Origin of the sequence: Pseudovibrio flavus (assembly GCF_009711345.1) — a bacterium.
Classification (GTDB): Bacteria; Pseudomonadota; Alphaproteobacteria; order Rhizobiales; family Stappiaceae; genus Pseudovibrio; species Pseudovibrio flavus.
Genome location: NZ_SMMA01000065.1, coordinates 262,857 through 283,848 on the forward strand (window position 1 = coordinate 262,857; position 20,992 = coordinate 283,848).

Sequence of the window (20,992 nt, forward strand, 5' to 3'; positions counted from 1 at the left end):
GAGGGTTAGAAAACTGCCCTCTGCTCCTTCTTCACTTCAGGGCCGGAAGGCGTACGCATCAGGTCCACTTGGTCGAGGCTGTCCGATGAAGGCGCTCCGCTAACGAGAGATATGCCAACGGCCGCGATAAACCCAAGAGGAACGGCAAAAATGGATGCTGCTTCCGGCACAACTCCAAACCACAGCGCTGCTCCGTTCATATGTGACGCGACGAGGTAATAACCTGCAAGCCCTCCGCCAACAATCATCGCGCCCAAGGCTCCATATTTGTTGCACTGCCGCCACCAGATGGCGCAGATGAGGACTGGAAGAAAGGCGGAACCAGCAATCGTTAGCGGCCATACAGCCACTTCCATCACAGACTGACCGAAAACAAGGCAGAGATAGGCGGCTGCGAATGCAAAGAAGATGAGCAGCGCTCTGGCAACGGTAAGGCGGTGGTGAGTTGCGGCATTGGGCACCGCGACGGAAAACACCAGATCCTGCGTTATCGCATTGGCAAGAACCAGTAGGAGCGCGCTGGCCGTTGAAAGCGCTGCACATATTGCACCCACTACTACGAAAACACCAAGGACGTAAGGTAGACCGCCAATCTGGGGCAGAGCTAGCACCATCGCCTCAAGGCTAAAGCTGATGTTCTGGGCAAGCAAAAGCGGCGAGTCTTGCCCGATTGCAGAACATGCGCCCCAAGCCGTGTCCACGCTCAAGGCTGGCTCACCACAAATTTGGACCAAACCCAAAGAGCCGAGTTCAAACAGCCAGTTAGGCAGATCAGAAAAGCTTGCTCCAACGACGCTTTTGAAAACTTCCAGCTTTACGAATGCTGCATATGCAGGGGCGGAGATGGCAATGATACCCACGAACACCAGTGCCCACGCAGCTGACCGTCTTGCGCTGTAAGCGGAAGTGGCCGTGCTAAACCGCATCAAAAGGTGAGGAAGGCACATGCTGCCAACCGTAACCGTGAGAGTGATGGCAATGAAGTTTAACAAGCCCAACTGGCCAAATGGTGCGGTAAAGCCAATGGCTTGATCGGCACTTACAGGTGAAACCGCCTGCTGTAACTCGGCAGCTTCCTTTAGCGCGATTCCATAGGTTACTTGCGGCAGTGGCAGGCCATAAAGCTGGGCTGAGACGAGAATGACCGGACCTAAATAAGCCAGAAACAGAACGATCAGCTGCAGGGCCTGAGTACGTGTTACAGAGCGCATCCCACCCGTCAGCGTACAGGCAAGCGCAAGGCCGCAGGTAACGTACAGCGCAAAGCTTGGCTCCAAACCTACGATAAACGATAGGAGCTGGCCCCCGATATAGATCTGCGCAACCAGAAACAGGAGGGAGCAGACCACGAGCGCGAGCAGAGCCACCAAGCCAACACTGGTGCTTTGGAAACGGATCTCCAAAAACTCCGGAAGCGTGTAAGCACCGCTTTTGCGAAAATACGGTGCGATCAAAACAGCGACGAGAACGAGCCCACCTGTCCAGCCGAGAATGTAACTTAGCCCGTCAAAATTATAGAGATAAATAAAGCCCGCCATGGCCAGAAACGCAGTGCCGGATATCCAATCACCGGCAAGGGCCATGCCATTATAAACGGCGGGGACATTTCGATCCGCCACGAAAAACTGGGGCACTGTCATGCTTCGTGTGCCAGCACCGATAAGCGCGATCACACCAAGGACAATAAAGACGAGAAAGCTTCCGCTAATTCCGGTTGAAATGCCTGCCTGCTCCATAACCGCTAGAAAGGCGAGGAAGACAGTCAGCAAAACGGTGACGACTATAAACAGAGCCAACGGTCTGTGGCGGAAGGATTTGAGTCCCGACATCAGTGCCAATCCTTCTCGTCGTATTCGTGATCTTTAAAGCCGAAAGTTGTGTCCGTTCGTTCTTGATGGCGGCAGAACCAGAATGCCAAGCCGATAAAAACGACAACCGAACCATTGGCGGCCATGAAGTAGCCAAGGGGAAGGTTGAACACCTGCCAGTCACCGAGCAGCGGGCTAAGGAGCGCAAATCCAAAAGAAAAAAGCGCGAGCAAAATAAGTGTCGCGAGCATGAGCGCTCTTGTACGCCGCCACCACGCAATCTGGTTCGGACTGGGCACGATACGGGCTCCTGAAACTAATTATCTACAACTTCTACGAACTAGGGCTTTTATATATTCCCTTGGGTTAAACAGAGAATACCCGCAGGTTCAATAGGAAAGCTTGCTCCCAAAGATATTACAGAGAGCCGCTTTGGTAATCCGGTAAGTTCTTTATACTGCTACGTCAAATTGTAATAATGAAAATATTTCTGGCATTGGTTGCGGTGCCGAAAAAGGTGTCAAGGCATTGTGTGATATGAAAGAATTTTTCATCTATCGGGCCTGCGGCGGTACAAAATAGCCAGCTTTCCCTTGCCTAACAGTCTTATCTGCGCCTATTCTACTAATAAGAAAGTGTGGTGCGTTGCAAAAATAAAAGGCATCACAATTGAGGAACGCTAGTTGTCGCCGTCGTGCAGCCGCATGGTACTTCGGCGCAGCTCCACCTAATTAAACAGGTTAAATTCTTGCTCTGAGAATTCACTTGAAGGTGGAGACAATACAAAGGAGGAGCAAGGCGTGCAAAACGCAGCCCATAGATTCATTATTGCTGATGATCACCCTCTTTTTCGTGGTGCACTGCGACAAACAGTAGAAAAATTCTTCGAAGGCTCATCAATCATTGAGGTTGGTACGCTTGAGGATGTGTCCGCAGCGCTTGAGCGTGAAGATGATGTAGATCTCATTTTCCTCGATCTCACCATGCCGGGTATGCGTGGGTTCTCTGGTCTTATGTACCTTCGTGCGCAGTATGCAGGCGTGCCGATTGTTATCGTATCTGGTAACGAAGATCCGGCAGCAATGCGCAGCGCAATTGAATTTGGTGCAGCAGGTTACATTCCAAAATCCCTTGGCATTGAAGTAATCAATGATGCGGTAAACACCATCCTGACCGGTGGTATCTGGACGCCGCCTGATGTCGATATCTCTGGCGAAAGCGATGCAGCCCGTATGGCGCAGCGCATGGCCAGCCTGACACCGCAGCAGGTCCGCGTATTGATGATGCTCTCACAGGGCTTGCTCAACAAACAGATCGCCTATGAGCTTTCTGTATCTGAAGCGACCGTGAAAGCGCACGTTTCTGCGATCTTGCAAAAGCTCGGCGTAGAAAGCCGCACACAGGCGGTTATCGCTGCAGCTAAAATAGAGGCTGGTCAGTGGAACGCTGCTGAAGTGGCGTAATCCCAGTCGACAGTTTTGATAAAAAAAGAGCCGGTTTAACCGGCTTTTTTGTTGTCTGCGTTTTGAAAAGGAATGAAGCGCGCAGTGCTGGCGCGCTCCTTCTAACTTCATACGCTGCTTTTGGCCCTTGTAAGGTGACCGCGAAGAGCGGCTGGCTTAATAGGCTTGTTCAGCACTTTCATGCCAAGCTCAGCCGCTGCATCTCGCACCTCTATACTGCGATCTGCGGTAATAAGCAGGGCAGGGATATTGATACCGAACTTCCAGCGAAGGCGGGCAATTGCTTCAAGCCCTGTGCCTTGATCGAGATGGTAGTCGATCAGCACAATATCTGGCATGCGGCCTGCTGCATGGATTGCCTTTGCTGCGGTAATTTCATCTGTGGCAGCAATAACTTCACAACCCCAAGTGCTAAGCAACGCCTCCATGCCTTGTAGAATTTGGGTTTCGTTGTCGACGGCCAGAACAAACAGTTTGTCGAGTTGACCAACGACCGGATTTTCCTTCTTTTCCGGTTGTTCTTGAGGCAGTTCGCCAATGCTCTGCAATGCCACTCGGAAACATGAGCCCTTGCTCTCTGCGCTTTGCAGAGAGATTGGTAAATGAAGCACCTTACTGATGCGTTCCACAATCGAAAGGCCAAGGCCCAGACCTTGCGCAACGCGAGCACCGTCATCCAGTCGGCTGAATTCCTTGAAAATCTGTTTCTGCCGGTTTTCCGGAATGCCGATGCCGGTATCATAGATCTCAAGGGAGAGGGAGCCATTGGCTCGCTTGCGGCAGCCAACCAGCACGCCACCCGACTGGGTGTACTTTACCGCGTTAGAAATGAGATTCTGCAGCAGACGGCGCAGAAGGCGTCTATCAGAACGGACTGCTGCATCTGTTGGTAGTATTTTGAACTTCAGCCCTTTTTCAGCGGCAATCGCCTCGAACTCTCGTCGCAGTGGATTAAGGATTGCATCCAGACGGAAGACGGAAAACTCCGGCTTGAATGATCCCGTATCGAGGCGCGAGATATCCAGCACCGCGCCGATGATCTCTTCCACCGACTCAAGAGAAGCTGCAATGTTGTGCACGAGGCTAGGGTCAGCTGGCGCATCCGTTGCGAGGCGTTCAAGCAGGGTTGATGAGTAAAGACGGGCGGCATTGAGTGGTTGCAGAATGTCGTGACCCGCAGCTGCCAGGAAGCGGGTCTTATCCTGATACGCCAGCTCCGCATGGTGGCGGGCGCGGTCCAGTTCTTGATTGACGAGAGTGAGCTGTTCGGTTCGGTCACGAACGCGCTTTTCAAGCGTTTCGTTTGCCCGCGATAAAGCTTCTTCCGCCATAACGCGCTCGGTGATGTCGTTGTACGTAGTAACGATACCGCCATCAGGCATTGGGCTCGTGCGCACTTCCAGTACAGAGCCGCTTACATGCATGCGCTGCTGATAGGTAACCTGCGCCCCAATAAAGTTATTGAAGCGCTTTTGAACCAGCGTTTTCGGCGATCCGGTGCCGAATTCACCACGCTCAGCGCAGTCCATGAGAATATCGCGCATCGGCACGCCCACTTGTCCGTACTCCGGTGGTAGGTCGAGCAATTCTCTGAACTGGCGGTTCCAGCATATGAGCTGCATGTCAGGATTATAAACGGCGATACCCTGCCGAACCTGATCGAGCGCGATCTGCAAAAGATCACGGTTGTACTGGATTGCTTCAGTCGCATCATCAAGAAGCTGGATAGCCTCCTGCGTATCAGGGTCTCGTCTTTTCACCAGCAGGGATAGAACAAGACGAGCAGAGGCCGATCCAATTGCAGAGGCCAAGAGCTGCTCTGAGAAGCGAAGCGTTGCAGCGTTTGCTTCTTTTTCTGGATAAAGCTGCTCGTCATATGTGCGGGCGAACGTATCGAAAGAGCGCTGGGTCCGCTCTTCACCAACATAGCGGGCAATGGTTGCTTGAAGATCGCCAATCGTAACCGTTGTGCGCCAAGAAAATGGTGATGGTACCGCTGTGAAGTCCGCAGGAGCGAAAGTGTTTGCCTGAAGTCGCTCAATGGAAGTCGGCGCCTTGGACAACGAGAAGACGAAGTAGCACAGGACGTTGATGCCCAAACTCCAGATCACGCCGTGAATGAACGGATCGAGATTTGTGTAGAACAACGCCTCTGGCCGGAGGGCTTCAATTCCAAATGGCCCATCGCTAAGCAAGGTCGCACTAAAGAACCCTTCCTTTGCAAAAGCTGGAATGAAGAGGGTGTAGCCCCAAATAGCAAAGCCTGAAAGCATGCTGGCTAGAGCGCCTCGCGCTGTTCCTCTGCGCCAGAAAAGGCCAAGGAAAAAGGCAGGAGCAAACTGGGCGATAGCAGCGAAGGAAAGAAGGCCGATTGCAGATAGCGCGGCGCTGTCACCAGCTGCGCGGTAGTAGGCATAGCCTCCCAACACCACGAGGAAAATCGAGGTGCGGCGGATATTCAAAATGAGCTGCGATACGTCTTCACCCGAAGACGAAATGATCTCATCCTCTGATCTTCGGCGCAAAATCAGCGGCATAACCAGATCGTTAGAGACCATGATGGAGAGTGCCACCGTTGTAACGATGACCATCGCCGTTGCTGCCGACAAACCGCCGATAAATACGAGCAGTGTGAGGATTTCCGCCCCTTCCACTCGTGGCAAAGCCAGCACGAACATATCAGGCGTGTAGTCGTAACCAACCAGCAGAACGCCCGCAACGGCAATAGGAACGACAAAAATGTTGATGCCGATCAGATAGGCCGGAAAGAGCCACTTGGCTTTCTTTAGCTCTTCTTCGCTGTTGTTTTCAGTAACGGTTACGTGGAACTGGCGTGGCAGTAGCAAAATCGCGATGAGAGACAGCGTGGAAATGGCGATCCAGTTGCTGGTGCTACCCATGTTGGTCAAAATGCTACCGGCTTCGTGAACGGCTAGCGCTTCTAAAAAGAGGTCTACTGGCCCATCGAAAAGCCAGTAGGTTACCCAAATGCCAGCGGCTAGGAAGGCCACAAGCTTTACAACTGCCTCAGTCGCAATGGCGAGCATCAACCCTTCTTGGTGCTCTGTTGCATCAATGTGGCGCGTGCCGAAAAGCCATGTGAAAACGGCCATGAAGACTGCAATCAGCAGCGTTTCGTCTCCAAACGCCCCGAAATCATTGTAAGCCGGAATAAGGGATGGTTCGGCGACAATGGTATCGACGGAAAGAGATACCGCTTTTAGCTGAAGGGCGATGTAGGGGATCATGCCGACTACGGCGATCAAGGTTACAACGGCAGCTACGGCCTGATTTTTGCCGTACCTAGCAGCAATAAAGTCAGCAACCGAGGTAATGCTCTCGGTTTTGGCGAGGCGGATAACCCTGCGTATGATCGGGTAGCCGAACAGGAAGAGCAGAATAGGGCCGAGGTAAATAGCAAAAAACTCGAAGCCCGAACGCGTGGCACTTCCCACAGAACCAAAGAATGTCCAGGACGTACAATACACCGAAAGGGAAAGGGCGTAGATATAAGGCCGCCCCGATGTGCCCGCCGGCCTTTGTTTCGCAGCATTGTCACCATAACTGGCGACAAAAAACAGCAGGATAATATAGGCAAGCGCTACTAATACGACGACCCAGCCTTCGAGCATTGTTCCCCCATGCCGATACGCGGCACTGTGTTCTTTTAGTCCCTGATTGTAAGAGTTGACCAACCGGAGACGAAAGGCAAGACTGAGCGGAAAAACTGGGTGTTCAAGAAACGCTCTTTAGCGCTAGCAAACTAAAGGGAATGTCGATTTGGGTGAGCATCAAGATCCGGTCGAGAAGCAGTTAAGTGGTATTGCCGAAGGCTTCGAGGCACAGGAATTGCGTAAACTTGGCTTTTGGCAACGGGTCATACCCTTTTTTCGTGGTAAACCTGACATAGCATCGCCGGAAGATATACGCGGTTATCTGGATCAACGGGCAGCTTACCTGCTGCAAAAGCATATCTACGAGTATACCCGCAGCAGGGCTGGCGCTTTATGGCAGCAACTTTTATCAGAAACTGATTTTAAAGAAGCGCTGGAAAACTCCAAGTGGCAAAGCCTTCCCATTACGCTGGACTATGTCGGCGAAGTCATGATGATTTACCTGCGCAAGAAAACGCGAGCTGATGCGCAGGATATCGCAGGCCTACTAGGTCACTCCATCCGGTCTATTATGGTGAGCTACGAGGGGCGCACGACTGTTCCTGAAAAGGAATGGGCACAAGCTGCGCTAACCTCCAGCCAGCGTTTGCGTACCGCGGCGATTATTCCATCCAGAAGCCTCTCGGATATTCCGCATTCCCAGTTCGCAGAGTTCTTTGAAAAGCTGCCGAAGCACAAAAAGCTGTACCCTCACGACGAACTCATCTTCCTAGGAGATTTCCGAAACAATCTGCAAGCCATACACGATGAATTCAAATGGCGCAGCTATGCCAAGGCCATTGAGCATCATGCAAAGGTCCTTCGCAACCACAGCCCTGATCCGGATGAGGGGTAAGGCTTGAGGCGCCTTTAAAGAGGTATCTGGGTACTTCTAGCACCTTCATGGCAGTGGCGATCCAAGGACTATTGACACCACAAAAGACTTCAGAACGAATTAGGTAGTTCTTGTTATCTTTTGATTGGTTCGGCAATGATTGAAGCGCAGCATTTTCTTAACCAGCTTTCCAGCTCTTCCCGACTGGCGCCAGAAAGCGGGATCGTTGAACTCGTAAATATCGGAAGAGAGCGCTCAGACCTCATCCCGTTGTGGGCGGGAGAGGGACAACTCAGTACTCCCTCCTTTATTGTTGAGGCGGCCGCCCAGTCTATGCGGGCAGGCGAGACGTTCTACACCTACCAAAGAGGTCTTCCTGAACTTCGCCAAGCATTAGCCGAGTACCATGAAGGGCTCTATGGCAAGTCGTTCTCTCACGAACGCTTCTTCGTAACGGGCTCGGGAATGCATGCCATTCAACTTGCTATTCAGGCAGTTGTCGGTCCGCAGAAAAAAATTATCGTCCCAAGTCCTGTCTGGCCTAATCTGGCCGCAGCTGCTCAAGTGAGCGGCGCTGTCCCGGTTCCGGTAAAAATGGAACGTTTTAACGGTCGCTGGCAGCTCGATATTGACCGGATTAGATCCGCAATAACACCTCAAACAACCGCAATTTTCATCAATAGCCCTTGCAATCCGACTGGCTGGGCAGCACCTCTCGAGGAGCTACAAGCAATACTGGATCTGGCACGGGAGAACGGCCTCTGGATTATCGCGGATGAGGTATATCACCGTTTCGTCTTTAACGGGCAGAAACGTGCGCCTTCGTTCTATGATATAGCCTCTGATGACGACCTTATACTTTGGGTTAATTCGTTCTCGAAGAACTGGGCAATGACTGGTTGGCGTGTCGGATGGCTGTCTGCGCCACCCCAAATTGGTCAGATAGTGGAAAACCTTATCCAGTATTCAACATCTGGGACTGCGGCATTTATGCAGCGTGCAGCCACGGTGGCGCTTCGAGATGGTGAAACGTTTTTACAATCTCAGATTGATAGCGCCGCCCAAAACAGGGAGATGTTGGTGAAGTGGTTCCGGCAGTGGGATTCCATAGATTTATGTGAACCTGACGGAGCGTTTTACTTGTTTTTCTCTCCTAAAGACGTTCCGGATGTTCGCCAGTGGGCCATCGATTTGCTCCAGTCTACGGGAGTGGGTTTAGCGCCAGGTACCGCTTTTGGTTGTGGTGGCGAGGGCTATGTCAGGCTCTGTTTTTTGAGAGATTACCATACGTTAGTTACGGCATGCGACAGAATGGCAGAGTGCCTTGGTAATTGACCGTACGCCTCTCATACTATAGCACATAGGCAAAAGCCCCATCCTGCACGAAAGTCGTATATCAGGCGTTCGGAGCAAGTATAAAGAATCCATAAGGACGACCACATGGACTCCTATGCGCGATTGCACAGTGTGCTCGCTACCGCTGTAGATGGCATTGTTGTCATTGATGCAGACGGGAAGATTCTCGTCTTTAACAAGGCGTGCGAGGACTTGTTCGGCTATAAGGCCGAAGAAGTTGTCGGCAAAGACGTCGGCATTATCATGCCCGGCAAGGATGCGGACCATCACCAGCAGTTTGTGCAGCGTTATCTGGATACGGGCGACAAACACATTATCGGCAGAGGTCGTGAGGTTATTGCCTGTGATCGTAACGGTGTGAACTTTCCATGCGAGTTGAGTGTTGGTGAAGCCAACACTCCTCATGGTCGTCAGTTCATTGGCATCATCCGCGATCTGCGCTCTAAGAAGGAAGCCGATGCGCGTCTAAGCACGCTGCAGGCTGACCTTATCAAGATGACCCGCGTTAACGCTCTTGATGAAATGGGGGCTGCAATCGCACATGAGGTCAATCAGCCTTTAACTGCTATTATGCTATACTTGCAAACGGCCGCCCGCCGCGCAAAAGCAGTTGCGCTGGAGGATGACCTACTAAATTCGCTGATGGAGAAGGCTGTAGCGGAAGCTGCAAGAGCCAGTGAAATTATCCAGCGGATGCGCAGTTTCGTAGAAAAGCAGACGATCTTTCGCGAAAAGCGTTACCTGAAAGAAGTGATCGACGAGTGCGTCGAACTTGTTTCAGCAGGCTACCAGGGTAGCAACGTGGTTATCGCGAACGAGTTTGCGAACGCAGAATATGAATTTGCCCTCGATACGGTTCAGGTCCAGCAAATCCTGATTAACCTGATCCGCAACGGCGTTGAGGCAACCAAGAACAGTGAAGAGAGAAAAGTAACTGTTCGTGCCAGCGACGACGAGGACAACGTTTACATCGAAGTTGAGGATTCTGGTCCGGGTGTCACTGATGCCTCGGCCCAGCACCTTTTCAAGGCCTTTAGTGGAACAAAAAAACGAGGCCTAGGCGTGGGACTGGTAATCTCAAGAAGTATTGCCCAGAACCACGGGGGCGACCTGACGGTAAAGCCCTATGAAGAAGGTAGGGGTGCGGTATTTGTCTTACGCCTCCCAAAAGAAATAAGTGAAATTGGCACCGAAAGTGCCGAGTAATATAAAGTAAAAACGAAGGACCTGTGCAATGACGTCTTTGCCGTCTGTGATCCATATTGTTGACGACGATCCTGCGGTTCGTGATGCTCTCTCTTTGCTTTTCGAAACAGAGGGTTTCACTGTAGGAGCTTATGCAAACGCGGAAGAATTCCTCGGCGCAGTAGAAGAAGAAAAGCCAGCAGCAGTATTGCTTGACGTGCATATGCCTGGTCGCTCCGGTATCGACATCTTGAAAGAACTGAACGCGGAAAAATTCCCTGTTCCGATCTTCATCATTTCCGGTCAGGGTGATATCCCGATGGCCGTTGAAGCGATCAAAAACGGCGCTTACGACTTCTTCGAAAAGCCATTTGATGTTGAAGGTGTGATCTCCCGCGTTCGCGAAGCGATCTCCAGCTCCAATAAAACAGGCAGCTCCGGCAACTTCAACTTCCCAGGTGCAGAAAACCTCACTCCGCGTGAGCGTCAGGTTCTGGGTGAAATCACTTCAGGCGCGTCCAACAAAGAAGCTGGTCGCAACCTCAAGATTTCCCCGCGTACCGTTGAAGTGCACCGCGCACGTATCATGGAAAAGCTCGGCGCGCGCAACGCTGCTGACCTCGTACGTATTGTTCTGACCGGCCAGAACTAATCTTTTCGCCATTTGGCACAAAATACGGTGCGTAGCTACGTAAGTCTTAGGTAGCTACGCACTACTCCTTTCTCGTCTTTGATCTAATTGTTGCAGATTGCCGCATGCGTTATTTTGACACTCGGGTCGGGTATTCCTATTCGAGGTTCAAGCCATGCGTACAATTCACATTGTTGAAGATGATGCTTCCGTCCGTGAAGCAATGCAGATGCTCATAGAGAGCCACGGCTTCTCCACCGCGACCTATGGTTCAGGCGGAAGTCTGCTGGAAAGCAGCGATCTAGATAGCGACGATCTCGTCTTTCTTGATTTGGTTTTGCCGGATATGACCGGTTTCGATCTTGCAGAAACGCTTTCATGCCGCAGCGCACCACCAAAGGTGGTGGTAATGAGTGGATGCTCCCGTGTTGATCTAGATCGATTGATGCGGCGCAATAGGCCAGCCAATTTTATCCGTAAGCCATTGGCCGAAAAAGATATTTGCGGGTATTTGGAGGCTTGAAAATTAGCCTTCATCGGTTGTTCTATATCAATGACAATCGCGCCTGCGACACTTTGGCAGCTTCGGAGGCATTGCAAAATCTCTCCAAAAATTCAAATTTAGGTTGTTGGCCAATACACGTGATGGTCCGTAGAAAGTATTTCTAAGGTTGTCCGGTTTTCGGATAGGCTGCGGACTGTGAGTGTTGATTGGACCTAGGAGGGATCATGGATAACCTGACCTATTCGCAGGCCAGTTCGAAGACTGTTGGAAACGAAACCAGCTTTAACGAAGAAAGCATGCATAGCGCTGCCCCGTCTGTAAAGAACGGAGCGCGCAAGCAGCAGCTGAAGCCGCATGAGGTTCTCTTCTTCGAAGGCGATAAAGCCGACAAGATCTACGAAGTTATCAGTGGCGTTGTAATGCTCTATAAGCTTCTGCCGGATGGGCGCCGTCAGATTGTTTATATTGTACGCGAAGGCGACATGCTGGGTTTCTCTCAGCGTGATATCTTCGATTGCACCGCCGAAGCGCTTACCAAAACAGAATTGCAGGTTTATGAAGGCCGCGATGTGTCAACTTCTCCGTTGATGCAGCACTACATTAACCGTTGCCTACTTTCCCAGATGGAAAGCCTGCATGAGCATACCGTTCTGCTGGGCCGTAAATCGGCAATGGAGCGTGTTGCAACCTTCCTTATGGGTTTGGTGCCTAACCGTGGCGGCGTCGGCTGCACAGGCCCAAGCAAAGAGGCGGGAACCGACGACCGCACAGTGATGCTCTCCATGACCCGTCAGGAAATTGCCGATTACCTTGGCCTGACCATTGAAACAGTGAGCCGTGTTATTTCGCAGATGAAGCGCAAAGGGCTCATCAAGGTAGAAAAGCACGACAGCATTCACATTCTCAATATCTGCAATATCTGCCAGCTTACAGGCATGCACTAAACCCTCCAGTGCATGCAGCTCTTAAGCTACAAACAAAAAAGGCGCAGCCAAATCGGCCGCGCCATATTTTTATCTACTTGGGCAATTTAGGCGTTAGACAGCAACAGAGTGCTTGGCAGTCTGCTTTGCAAGATACGCATCAAATGCTGCTGCAACGACGCGCACATAGCGCCGACCCTGATCACTCACCATAACGCGGTTATTATCAATAACGACCAGGCCATCTTCCATGAGTGGCTCAAGCGCTTTCATGCTGTCGTCAAAGTGAGAGATCGGCAGGCCAAACCGGCGGGCGGTGTCTTCCAGATCAACCTGATAAACGGTCATGATCCGCTCGATAATGTCGGCGCGGCAGCGATCATCATCATTGATCGCAATGCCCTTTTTCACGGGCAGGATGCCAGCTTCAACACAGCGAGACCATTCATTTGTTTCTGGTGTTGATTGCACATAGCCGGAAGGCAAAAAACCGATAGAGCTTGGACCAAACCCAACAAGCGTCTGGGCTGTATCTGTCGTATAGCCTTGGAAGTTTCGGCGCAGGCGGCCTTGTTTCAGCGCGACTGCCATCTCGTCTTCAGGCAGGGCAAAGTGATCGAGACCAATTGCATCATAACCAGCTTCAACGAGAGCACTGCGAGAAACGTCAGACAGGCGAATGCGCTCCTGCGTGTTTGGCAGTAGGTCTTCGTCAATAAGGCGCTGATGCTTCTTGAACCACGGCACATGCGCATAACCAAACAGGGCAACACGCGTAGGGGAGAGGCCCTTGGTGAGCTGAACGGTTTTGCGGATAGTCTCTTCTGTCTGACCCGGTAGACCGTACATCAAGTCGAAGTTGATGCGCTCCAACCCCTGATGACGCAGGAATGCCACAGCAGAGGACACAACCGAGAACGGCTGCACGCGTCCAATAAGCTTTTGAACTTCAGGATCGAAATCCTGCACACCCAAGCTCGTCCGGTTGATACCGGCCATTGCCAGCGTCTCGGCCAGATAAGGCGTGACTGTACGCGGATCTAGCTCGATGGCGTGTTCAAGGTTCTCTTGAAGATCAAAGGACTGCTTCAGTTTGGCGGTGATTTCCAAAAAGCGGTCGCGGGAAAGCATAGACGGCGTTCCGCCACCCCAGTGGATGTGTGAAACAGGGCGCCCTTTGCCCAAGTACTTCAGTACAAGGTCAATCTCTTTCAAGAGCGTCTGCGCGTAGGCATCCACTGGCGCGTCCTGCCGCGTGGCTTTGGTATTGCAGCCGCAATAGTGGCAAAGCTCACGACAATAGGGAACGTGCAGGTAGAGGGACAAAGGCTCTTCCGGCGCAAGGTCCTCAAGCCAGTTCCCATAAAGGGTCGGTGTTACGGCCTCCGAAAAGTGCGGAGCTGTCGGGTACGACGTGTAACGCGGAACATTGCGCGTGGCGTAGCGTGTCTCTAGGTCAGTCATGCACGTTAAAATACGCAGGACAAGGCGTCGCACTTTGATTTGAATCAAGTGGTAATCCGTATTCTGCGTTTCCTCTGCTTTTTTTCAGAATTTTGCGTTCGTTCCGATGCGGAAACAAATAGCTAGATAGGCTTTGTCCCTTGGCATTGCTTTACGAGCCAGCTTTGTTGACCTAAATCAGGTCACTCCACTTCCCATTGCAACCTTACGATTCTCTACCAAGGCTACCCATGCTCCAAAAGCTGAACACTGACAAGCGGATAAAAACCGTACTGGCTACATCTTTGGCTCTGCTTATCGGTGCAGCGGGTGCGTTTTTAGCTCAAAGTGTGGGCCTGCCTGCCGCAATGCTTTCCGGTTCTATGGTCGCTGTAAGCGTAGCAGCTCTGCTTCGCGCGCCTATCGCGTTTCCAATAATCATCCGTGACATCTGTTTTGTTGCCATCGGCATTGCTATGGGGCAGGGCGTTACACCGGAATCTCTGGCTGGTCTCAGTCGCTGGCCTATTTCCCTCACACTGATCGCGCTAGTTGTTGTAGCGATCACGCTGTCCTGCTTCTTCTTTCTCAAGAACGTTTGCGGGTGGAAGCGTGATGTTTCCTTCTTTGCCTCTGTTCCCGGCGCGCTTGGTTATGTCATCGCTTTGGCAGAAGAAAGGCGTATCAGCATATCGCCGATTATGACGGTTCAAATTCTACGTCTATTGGCGCTGGTTGCTATTGTGCCAACCTTGCTGACTTGGGGCCGCGATACAAACATCGAACCCCAGCAGGTCTCGACCTTCTCCACCCCGCTAGAGATGATCGTGCTGGCAGGTCTTTGCATTGTCGCGGGCTACATCGGCCACAGAATAAAACTTCCTGCCGGTTTGCTTACTGGTGCATTCATCGTCAGCTCGCTTTTGAACGGTAGTGGCCTAATGACGGTCAATCTGCCGCCGATTATCACTGACCCGTTTTATATCGGTCTCGGCGTTATGATCGGTTACCGGTTTATAGAAGTGCCGATGGAAAACCTGCTTCGTTGGCTGAGGGCGTCAGTCGGCTCTTTTTTCATCGGCCTTGCCGTATCGATGTTCTGCGCCTTTTCGGTGGCAACGTTGCTCGATCTGCCGTTTGGACAGTTGTTCCTCGCTTACGCGCCAGGGGGGATGGAAGTGATGACACTTCTGGCATTCATGCTGGACATGGATCCGGCATTCGTAGCGACCCATCAGCTCGTTCGTTACATCGGTATGGTGGTGTGTATGCCCTTGGCAGCAAAGCTGATACTGGGATCGTCGCGTGGGCAGTGATTTAGAGCGCCAAAAATCCCAGTTGCCTTAACGGTATGAAAAATAAGGGGTTTAAAAGTTTTCCCCTGCTGCCCTTACGGCGCGCATAGTGGAAAACTACGAAATTCTGCGGATATGGCAGTTTAGAAGACTTTTATTTTTGTGACGCGCCGTAATTTTGACATGCATCAAGGGCGAGGCAATTTGCCCTCCCTAGTTTGCCCAAGAGAGATTCTACTCTGGGATCCCTTCTTTAAGCATTTTAAAACGAGGCTCACGTCATGGCAGTACGTAAAGCCAGACACTTAACACTAGAAGAGGGTGGTTTTGCTTTATCCCTCACCATTCTGGCGTTTTTGTGTCTTATCGTCGCTGGTCGAACTTACGACCAGGTTCTCGCGTTCCACGCCGTAGTTCTTACTGTGGCAATGCTCGCGGGGGTATTCGTAATTTTTCGTCGGTACTTCGACGAGGTTAATCAACCGGCTCCTTTAGAAATTGATGATCGTCCCAACTACAATATGGGACCGGTCAAGTTCTCAGCATGGATGGCAGTGTTTTGGGGCGTCGCCGGCTTTCTGGTTGGCTGCATCATTGCTTTCCAGCTGGCGTATCCAGCGCTGAACCTTGATCTTCCGTGGACGAGCTTTGGCCGTCTGCGCCCGCTGCACACTTCTGCAGTGATCTTCGCCTTCGGTGGTAACGTGTTGCTGGCAACATCGTTCTACGTCGTGCAGAGAACCTGTAATGCTCGTATGCCGGGCCAGATCTCTCCTTGGTTTGTTGTTCTGGGCTACAACCTGTTTATCGTTATCGCGGGTACCGGTTACCTGCTCGGCGTTACTCAGGGCAAAGAATATGCTGAGCCAGAGTGGTACGCAGACTGGATGCTGACCATCGTTTGGGTCGCCTATCTGCTTGTATTCCTCGGCACCATTTGGCGCCGCCGCGAGCCGCACATTTACGTGGCAAACTGGTTCTACCTTGCGTTTATTGTCACCGTTGCAGTGCTGCACATCTTCAATAACGCCTCGCTTCCTGTGAGCATCTACTCCAGTAAGTCCTATATCGTCTGGTCCGGTGTACAAGATGCAATGGTTCAGTGGTGGTATGGCCACAACGCAGTGGGCTTCTTCCTCACCGCAGGCTTCCTTGCCATCATGTACTACTTCATCCCAAAGCGTGCTGAGCGTCCGGTATATTCTTACCGTCTGTCTATCGTGCACTTCTGGGCGCTGATCTTCATCTACATCTGGGCAGGTCCTCACCACTTGCACTACACCGCGCTGCCTCAGTGGGCATCAACCCTTGGTATGACCTTCTCCATCATCCTCTGGATGCCGTCTTGGGGTGGTATGATCAACGGTTTGATGACGCTCTCTGGCGCATGGGACAAGCTGCGCACCGACCCTGTTCTGCGTATGATGGTTGTTTCTGTAGCGTTCTACGGCATGTCCACCTTCGAAGGTCCGGTTATGTCCATCCGCGCAGTGAACTCCCTGTCTCACTACACAGACTGGACCATCGGTCACGTTCACGCTGGTGCTCTGGGCTGGGTTGGCTACATCTCCTTCGGTGCTCTGTACTGCTTGATCCCATGGCTTTATGGCCGTCGCAATGTGTACTCCCTGAAGCTGGTTGACTGGCACTTCTGGATCTCCACTCTGGGTATCGTTCTTTACATCTGTGCGATGTGGGTCTCCGGTATCATGCAGGGTCTGATGTGGCGTGCGTACGATAGCCTCGGCTTCCTCGAGTACTCCTTCATCGAAACCGTTGACGCGATGCATCCTTACTATGTGATCCGTGCTATTGGCGGAACGATGTTCCTGATCGGTGCCCTGATCATGGTTTACAACCTGATCATGACCGCCCTGCACAGCGAAGAAGCTGAATCCGCAAGCGAGCCAAATTCCGGCTTGGTCGCGGCTGAATAAAGGGGGGACGCGATATGTCAGCTTGGAAAAAGCACCAAATCTTTGAAAAGAACTCGTTCTTCCTGATTATCGGTATCGTTGTGATGATCTCGATTGGCGGTCTGGGGAAATCGTGCCCCTGTTCTATCTCAAGAGCACGATTGAAAAGACCGAGGGTATGCGCCCTTACACGCCTCTGGAACTGGCTGGTCGAAACATCTATGTGCGTGAGGGTTGCTATACCTGTCACTCCCAGATGGTTCGCCCGCTGCGTGACGAACTGGAACGCTACGGCCCGTACTCTCTGGCCGCAGAATCCATGTACGACCGTCCATTCCAGTGGGGTTCCAAACGTACTGGTCCTGACCTTGCCCGCGTTGGTGGTAAATACTCCGACGAATGGCAGCGCGATCACTTGATTGATCCGCGTTCGGTCTCTCCGACCTCTATCATGCCGGGTTATCCGTTCCTGATGGATAAAACCATCTCGGCGCGCGGCATTGAAGATCATCTCAAGGTCAATGTTGTCTACGGTGTGCCTTACACCGAAGAGCAGATCGCAAAAGCAAGTGCGGACTTGTTCGCCCAGGCTCAACCGGATTCCGATGCTGCCTATGAATTCGAAGAGCGTTATCCGGGTGTGCTGGTTCGTGATTTCGATGGCGATCCGACCAAAGTCACAGAGATGGATGCAATCATCGCCTATCTGCAAATGCTGGGCACGCTGGTTGACTTTGATCTCTACGACGAAAAAGCGAACCTGAGATAGGAGGGCAAAATGGACGAGACTTATGCCTTTCTGGCGAACTTTGCTCAAACAGGGGGTCTCATCTACTTCATGGCGATTTTTGCCGGAGTAGTGATCTACGCCCTGTGGCCCGGGAACAAGGATAGCTTCGAGGAAGCAGCCCACATTCCGCTTCGGGAGGACGATTGATGGCTGATCACAAGAAAGAAATCGACAACGTAACCGGTGTTGAAACAACCGGTCACGAGTGGGACGGCCTGAAGGAACTCAACAATCCGCTTCCAAAGTGGTGGTTGTATATCTTCTACGCCACGATCGCCTGGTCCGTGGTCTACTGGATCCTCATGCCGTCGTGGCCGCTAATCAACAGCTACACAACCGGTCTGTTGGGCTACAGCCAGCGCTCTGTTGCAACGCAGGAGTATGACGAAGCGCTGGAAGCTCGTGCGCAGACTGGTCAGGAACTGATGAATGCGTCTCTGGAAGAAATCCAGAATACGCCTCAGCTTCTTGAGTTCGCCATGGCGAACGGTGGTGCAGCGTTTGCTGATAACTGCGCCCCATGTCACGGCACGGGTGCAACCGGCTTTGTGGGCTATCCAAACCTGCAGGACGACAACTGGATTTGGGGCGGTACCCTTGACGATATCGCAATGACCATCTCCTACGGTGTTCGCTCTGAGCATGACGAAACCCGTGTTGGCGAAATGCTCGCATTTGGCCGCGATGAGTTGCTCGACAAAGAGCAGGTCAAGACGGTGTCCAACTATGTGGCATCTCTTGCTGGTCTGGACACGAACCCGTCCTACGACATGGCAGCAGGCAAGGAACTCTATGCTGAGAACTGTGCATCCTGTCACGCAGACAACGGCACAGGCCTTCAGGAGCTGGGCGCACCAAACCTGACCAGCCCAAGCTGGGTTTACGACCGCTCTGTTGAAGGGATCGTTGCTCAGGTCAATAATCCGCGTCACGGCGTAATGCCTGCATGGATCGACCGTTTGGGTGAAACCACCGTCAAGTCTTTGGCTGTCTACGTTCACTCTCTTGGTGGCGGTCAGTAGGTCAAACAGGACGACATACGACAAGAACCGGCGGGAGCTTTCCGCCGGTTTGGCACTAGCGAACACGCAATAGGCAAAAGGCTACAGGCACAGGTCATGAAAACTGACGTCACCCCAACTGCCAATACCGACGACGAAAGCTGGTTCGCTTCCGCCGCCAAAGTTTATCCGGCCAGCGTCAAGGGCCGGTTTCGTAATATCAAGTGGGCCATTTTGGCGGTCACGCTCGGAATTTACTACTTCCTGCCATTTGTTCGCTGGGACAGAGGACCTAATCTGCCCGACCAGGCAGTCCTTATCGATTTCGAGCGCAAACGCGCCTACTTCTTCTTTCTCGATATCTGGCCGCAGGAAGTCTTTTACATAACCGGCCTGCTGGTTATGGCATCCGTCGCCCTGTTTTTGATGAACGCCATCGCAGGCCGTGTTTGGTGTGGCTACCTTTGCCCTCAGACCGTCTGGACCGATCTCTTCCTGCGCGTTGAAAGCTGGATTGAGGGTGAGCGCCGCCAGCGTATCGCCCTTGACCGTGCTCCGTGGACGGGAAGCAAGCTGGCCAAGAAGTCGCTCAAGCACTTTATTTGGTTGATGATCGCATGGTGGACCGGTGGTGCATGGGTACTGTACTTCGCAGATGCGCCAACACTGGTTGTTGATCTGGCCACCGGTCAGGCTCCACTGGCAGCCTACATCTGGATTGGCATTCTCACCTTCACCACCTATTCCCTAGCGGGCCACATGCGCGAGCAGGTGTGCACTTATATGTGCCCGTGGCCTCGTATTCAGGCAGCGCTTACCGATGAGTACGCTCTGAACGTGACTTACCGCGCAGACCGAGGCGAGCCGCGTGGTCACCTGAAAGAGAACCGCAAACGGGTGGAAGCTGGTCTTCCTGCGGGCGACTGTATCGATTGTTATCAGTGTCTGCACGTGTGCCCGACTGGCGTCGATATTCGCAATGGTATTCAGCTTGATTGTATCCAGTGCGGTTTGTGCATTGATGCCTGCGATACCGTTATGACAAAGATCGGCAAACCGACTGGCCTTATCGCGTATGATACCGATGACAACGTAGATCGCCGTGAACAGGGCAAACCGCCGATCTACCGCTTTGTAAGACCGCGCACGATCATCTACGCGACAATCATTGCAGGTATTAGCGCCTTGATGCTCTACAGCTTGATGAACCGTGAATACAGCGGCCTGTCTGTGGTGCATGACCGTAACCCGCTGTTTGTGGTGCAGTCTGACCGCTCCATCCGCAACGGATACTCTTTGCGTGTGATGAACCGCGTACCTGAAGAACAAACACTGCTGCTTTCCATCTCAGGAATGCCTGAAGGAAGCGAATTTGAGGTTGTCGGTACTCCAACCAACGCAAACGGCGAAGTTGCAGTTGTTGTAGGACCGGATAGAACCCGCGCACTGCGTGCCTTGGTATTCTCGCCTGAGGGTGTGAAGATGCCAAGCACTAGCGAACTTGTATTTATTTTGAAGAACCCGAAGACCGGAGAAGTCTCCACTATTCATGACTTCTTCCGCGCTCCTGCTCAATAAGGCAAGGGCTCCCAAGGTTGTTTACAGAATGGCCGTCACCCCCAAACAATGGCGGTCATTCAGCAAAGCATTAGGAATAAACATGGCTTACTCTGTTAACAGTTCTGATCAAAAAAGCCGTTTCACAATTAAAGGCTGGCATGTGCTTGTCGCTTTTATTGCCTTCTTCGGCATCATCGCATCGGTGAACGGATTTATGGTTTTCAAGGCAATCGGAACCTTCCCGGGAACAGAGGTATCCAGCTCCTATAAGGTCTCCCAACGCTACAATCAGGAAATTGCACGCGCCAAGGCGCAGGAGGCTCTTGGCTGGGCGGTAGAAGCCAATGTTGAACGCAGCAGTGACGGTGTTGTTCAGGTGTTGTTGCAGGCAAGCGATAAGGAAGGCGCGCCGATTACCGGCGAGCGCTTTATGGTTACGTTCAAGCGGCCAACGCTAACCAGTGCAGATGTAACTCTGCCGCTATCCGAGAAGTCCTCCGGTGTATTCGTCGGCAATATTTCAGATATTGCAGCGGGTAACTGGGATATCGTTGTTGAAGGTTATCTGCTCAACGATCCCCAAACGCCAATATTCCGTTCTAAAAACCGGACGTTCTTTACGGAATAA

General features: G+C 52.1%; 17 protein-coding genes and 1 pseudogene. 14 read left to right on the plus strand and 4 right to left on the minus strand.

Annotated features, from left to right (window positions below):
• Positions 1-5: 5 nt before the first annotated feature.
• Together E1162_RS16370 and E1162_RS16375 are read right to left on the minus strand one after the other, a co-directional pair.
• Positions 6-1,829 (minus strand): VC_2705 family sodium/solute symporter, encoded by a 1,824-nt coding sequence (locus E1162_RS16370; protein ID WP_155133385.1) that lies wholly within the window; start codon positions 1,827-1,829, stop codon positions 6-8.
• On the minus strand, positions 1,829-2,107 hold the full coding sequence (locus E1162_RS16375; RefSeq protein ID WP_371311992.1) for a DUF4212 domain-containing protein: 279 nt from the start codon (positions 2,105-2,107) through the stop codon (positions 1,829-1,831). The genes E1162_RS16370 and E1162_RS16375 overlap by 1 nt, the downstream gene beginning before the upstream one ends.
• A gap of 501 nt (positions 2,108-2,608) precedes the next feature.
• Here E1162_RS16375 and E1162_RS16380 point away from each other — a divergent pair.
• A complete protein-coding gene (locus tag E1162_RS16380; RefSeq protein WP_371311993.1) occupies positions 2,609-3,271 on the plus strand; it encodes a response regulator in 663 nt (220 codons plus the stop codon).
• A 107-nt stretch (positions 3,272-3,378) separates the two neighbouring features.
• Here the strand turns inward: E1162_RS16380 and E1162_RS16385 are convergent, their stop codons facing one another.
• Complete coding sequence (locus E1162_RS16385) at positions 3,379-6,903, minus strand: PAS domain-containing hybrid sensor histidine kinase/response regulator (RefSeq protein WP_155133391.1); 3,525 nt, start codon at positions 6,901-6,903, stop codon at positions 3,379-3,381.
• Between the two features lie 148 nt (positions 6,904-7,051).
• Between E1162_RS16385 and E1162_RS16390 the strand changes: the two genes are divergently transcribed.
• The 6 genes from E1162_RS16390 (at position 7,052) to E1162_RS16415 (ending at position 12,380) form a co-directional block, all read left to right on the plus strand.
• Complete coding sequence (locus E1162_RS16390; RefSeq protein ID WP_155133394.1) at positions 7,052-7,780, plus strand: hypothetical protein; 729 nt, start codon at positions 7,052-7,054, stop codon at positions 7,778-7,780.
• A gap of 135 nt (positions 7,781-7,915) precedes the next feature.
• Entirely contained in the window at positions 7,916-9,094 is a 1,179-nt protein-coding gene (locus tag E1162_RS16395; protein ID WP_155133397.1) for a pyridoxal phosphate-dependent aminotransferase, read from the plus strand.
• A gap of 105 nt (positions 9,095-9,199) precedes the next feature.
• Positions 9,200-10,321 (plus strand): two-component system sensor histidine kinase NtrB, encoded by a 1,122-nt coding sequence (locus E1162_RS16400; RefSeq protein ID WP_155133400.1) that lies wholly within the window; start codon positions 9,200-9,202, stop codon positions 10,319-10,321.
• Between the two features lie 28 nt (positions 10,322-10,349).
• The gene (locus E1162_RS16405; RefSeq protein WP_155133403.1) at positions 10,350-10,952 is read left to right on the plus strand and encodes a response regulator transcription factor; all 603 of its coding nucleotides are present in this window, start codon (positions 10,350-10,352) and stop codon (positions 10,950-10,952) included.
• 154 nt (positions 10,953-11,106) lie between these two features.
• Positions 11,107-11,454 (plus strand): response regulator, encoded by a 348-nt coding sequence (locus tag E1162_RS16410; protein ID WP_155133406.1) that lies wholly within the window; start codon positions 11,107-11,109, stop codon positions 11,452-11,454.
• 206 nt (positions 11,455-11,660) lie between these two features.
• Positions 11,661-12,380 (plus strand): Crp/Fnr family transcriptional regulator, encoded by a 720-nt coding sequence (locus tag E1162_RS16415; protein WP_155133409.1) that lies wholly within the window; start codon positions 11,661-11,663, stop codon positions 12,378-12,380.
• A 93-nt stretch (positions 12,381-12,473) separates the two neighbouring features.
• On the opposite strand, the gene hemN is transcribed toward E1162_RS16415, so the two are convergent.
• A complete protein-coding gene (gene hemN, locus E1162_RS16420) occupies positions 12,474-13,823 on the minus strand; it encodes an oxygen-independent coproporphyrinogen III oxidase (RefSeq protein ID WP_155133412.1) in 1,350 nt (449 codons plus the stop codon).
• Between the two features lie 230 nt (positions 13,824-14,053).
• On the opposite strand from hemN, the gene E1162_RS16425 reads away from it, so the two are divergent.
• The 7 genes and pseudogenes from E1162_RS16425 to E1162_RS16455 all read left to right on the plus strand — a co-directional run bounded on the left by E1162_RS16425 (position 14,054) and on the right by E1162_RS16455 (position 20,992).
• Positions 14,054-15,118, plus strand: a complete 1,065-nt coding sequence (locus E1162_RS16425) for an AbrB family transcriptional regulator (protein ID WP_155133415.1) — start codon at positions 14,054-14,056, stop codon at positions 15,116-15,118.
• A 260-nt stretch (positions 15,119-15,378) separates the two neighbouring features.
• Positions 15,379-17,034 carry a cytochrome-c oxidase, cbb3-type subunit I gene (gene ccoN, locus E1162_RS16430; protein WP_155133418.1) on the plus strand — a complete coding sequence of 552 codons (1,656 nt, stop codon included), beginning with the start codon at positions 15,379-15,381 and terminating at the stop codon, positions 17,032-17,034.
• A 14-nt stretch (positions 17,035-17,048) separates the two neighbouring features.
• A pseudogene (gene ccoO, locus E1162_RS16435) lies at positions 17,049-17,782 on the plus strand (cytochrome-c oxidase, cbb3-type subunit II).
• 9 nt (positions 17,783-17,791) lie between these two features.
• A complete protein-coding gene (locus tag E1162_RS16440; RefSeq protein ID WP_155133421.1) occupies positions 17,792-17,950 on the plus strand; it encodes a cbb3-type cytochrome oxidase subunit 3 in 159 nt (52 codons plus the stop codon).
• A complete protein-coding gene (gene ccoP, locus E1162_RS16445; protein WP_155133424.1) occupies positions 17,950-18,825 on the plus strand; it encodes a cytochrome-c oxidase, cbb3-type subunit III in 876 nt (291 codons plus the stop codon). The genes E1162_RS16440 and ccoP overlap by 1 nt, the downstream gene beginning before the upstream one ends.
• A gap of 96 nt (positions 18,826-18,921) precedes the next feature.
• A complete protein-coding gene (gene ccoG / locus E1162_RS16450; RefSeq protein WP_155133427.1) occupies positions 18,922-20,382 on the plus strand; it encodes a cytochrome c oxidase accessory protein CcoG in 1,461 nt (486 codons plus the stop codon).
• A gap of 82 nt (positions 20,383-20,464) precedes the next feature.
• Entirely contained in the window at positions 20,465-20,992 is a 528-nt protein-coding gene (locus tag E1162_RS16455; RefSeq protein WP_155133430.1) for a FixH family protein, read from the plus strand.

Coding starts and splice junctions, on each gene's coding strand:
- E1162_RS16400 (WP_155133400.1), top strand. CDS start 9,200: ATGGACTCCTATGCGCGATTGCACAGTGTGCTCGCTACCGCTGTAGAT.
- E1162_RS16385 (WP_155133391.1), bottom strand. CDS start 6,903: ATGCTCGAAGGCTGGGTCGTCGTATTAGTAGCGCTTGCCTATATTATC.
- ccoP (WP_155133424.1), top strand. CDS start 17,950: ATGGCTGATCACAAGAAAGAAATCGACAACGTAACCGGTGTTGAAACA.
- E1162_RS16415 (WP_155133409.1), top strand. CDS start 11,661: ATGGATAACCTGACCTATTCGCAGGCCAGTTCGAAGACTGTTGGAAAC.
- E1162_RS16370 (WP_155133385.1), bottom strand. CDS start 1,829: ATGTCGGGACTCAAATCCTTCCGCCACAGACCGTTGGCTCTGTTTATA.
- E1162_RS16455 (WP_155133430.1), top strand. CDS start 20,465: ATGGCTTACTCTGTTAACAGTTCTGATCAAAAAAGCCGTTTCACAATT.
- E1162_RS16395 (WP_155133397.1), top strand. CDS start 7,916: ATGATTGAAGCGCAGCATTTTCTTAACCAGCTTTCCAGCTCTTCCCGA.
- ccoG (WP_155133427.1), top strand. CDS start 18,922: ATGAAAACTGACGTCACCCCAACTGCCAATACCGACGACGAAAGCTGG.
- hemN (WP_155133412.1), bottom strand. CDS start 13,823: ATGACTGACCTAGAGACACGCTACGCCACGCGCAATGTTCCGCGTTAC.
- E1162_RS16425 (WP_155133415.1), top strand. CDS start 14,054: ATGCTCCAAAAGCTGAACACTGACAAGCGGATAAAAACCGTACTGGCT.
- ccoN (WP_155133418.1), top strand. CDS start 15,379: ATGGCAGTACGTAAAGCCAGACACTTAACACTAGAAGAGGGTGGTTTT.
- E1162_RS16410 (WP_155133406.1), top strand. CDS start 11,107: ATGCGTACAATTCACATTGTTGAAGATGATGCTTCCGTCCGTGAAGCA.
- E1162_RS16405 (WP_155133403.1), top strand. CDS start 10,350: ATGACGTCTTTGCCGTCTGTGATCCATATTGTTGACGACGATCCTGCG.
- E1162_RS16440 (WP_155133421.1), top strand. CDS start 17,792: ATGGACGAGACTTATGCCTTTCTGGCGAACTTTGCTCAAACAGGGGGT.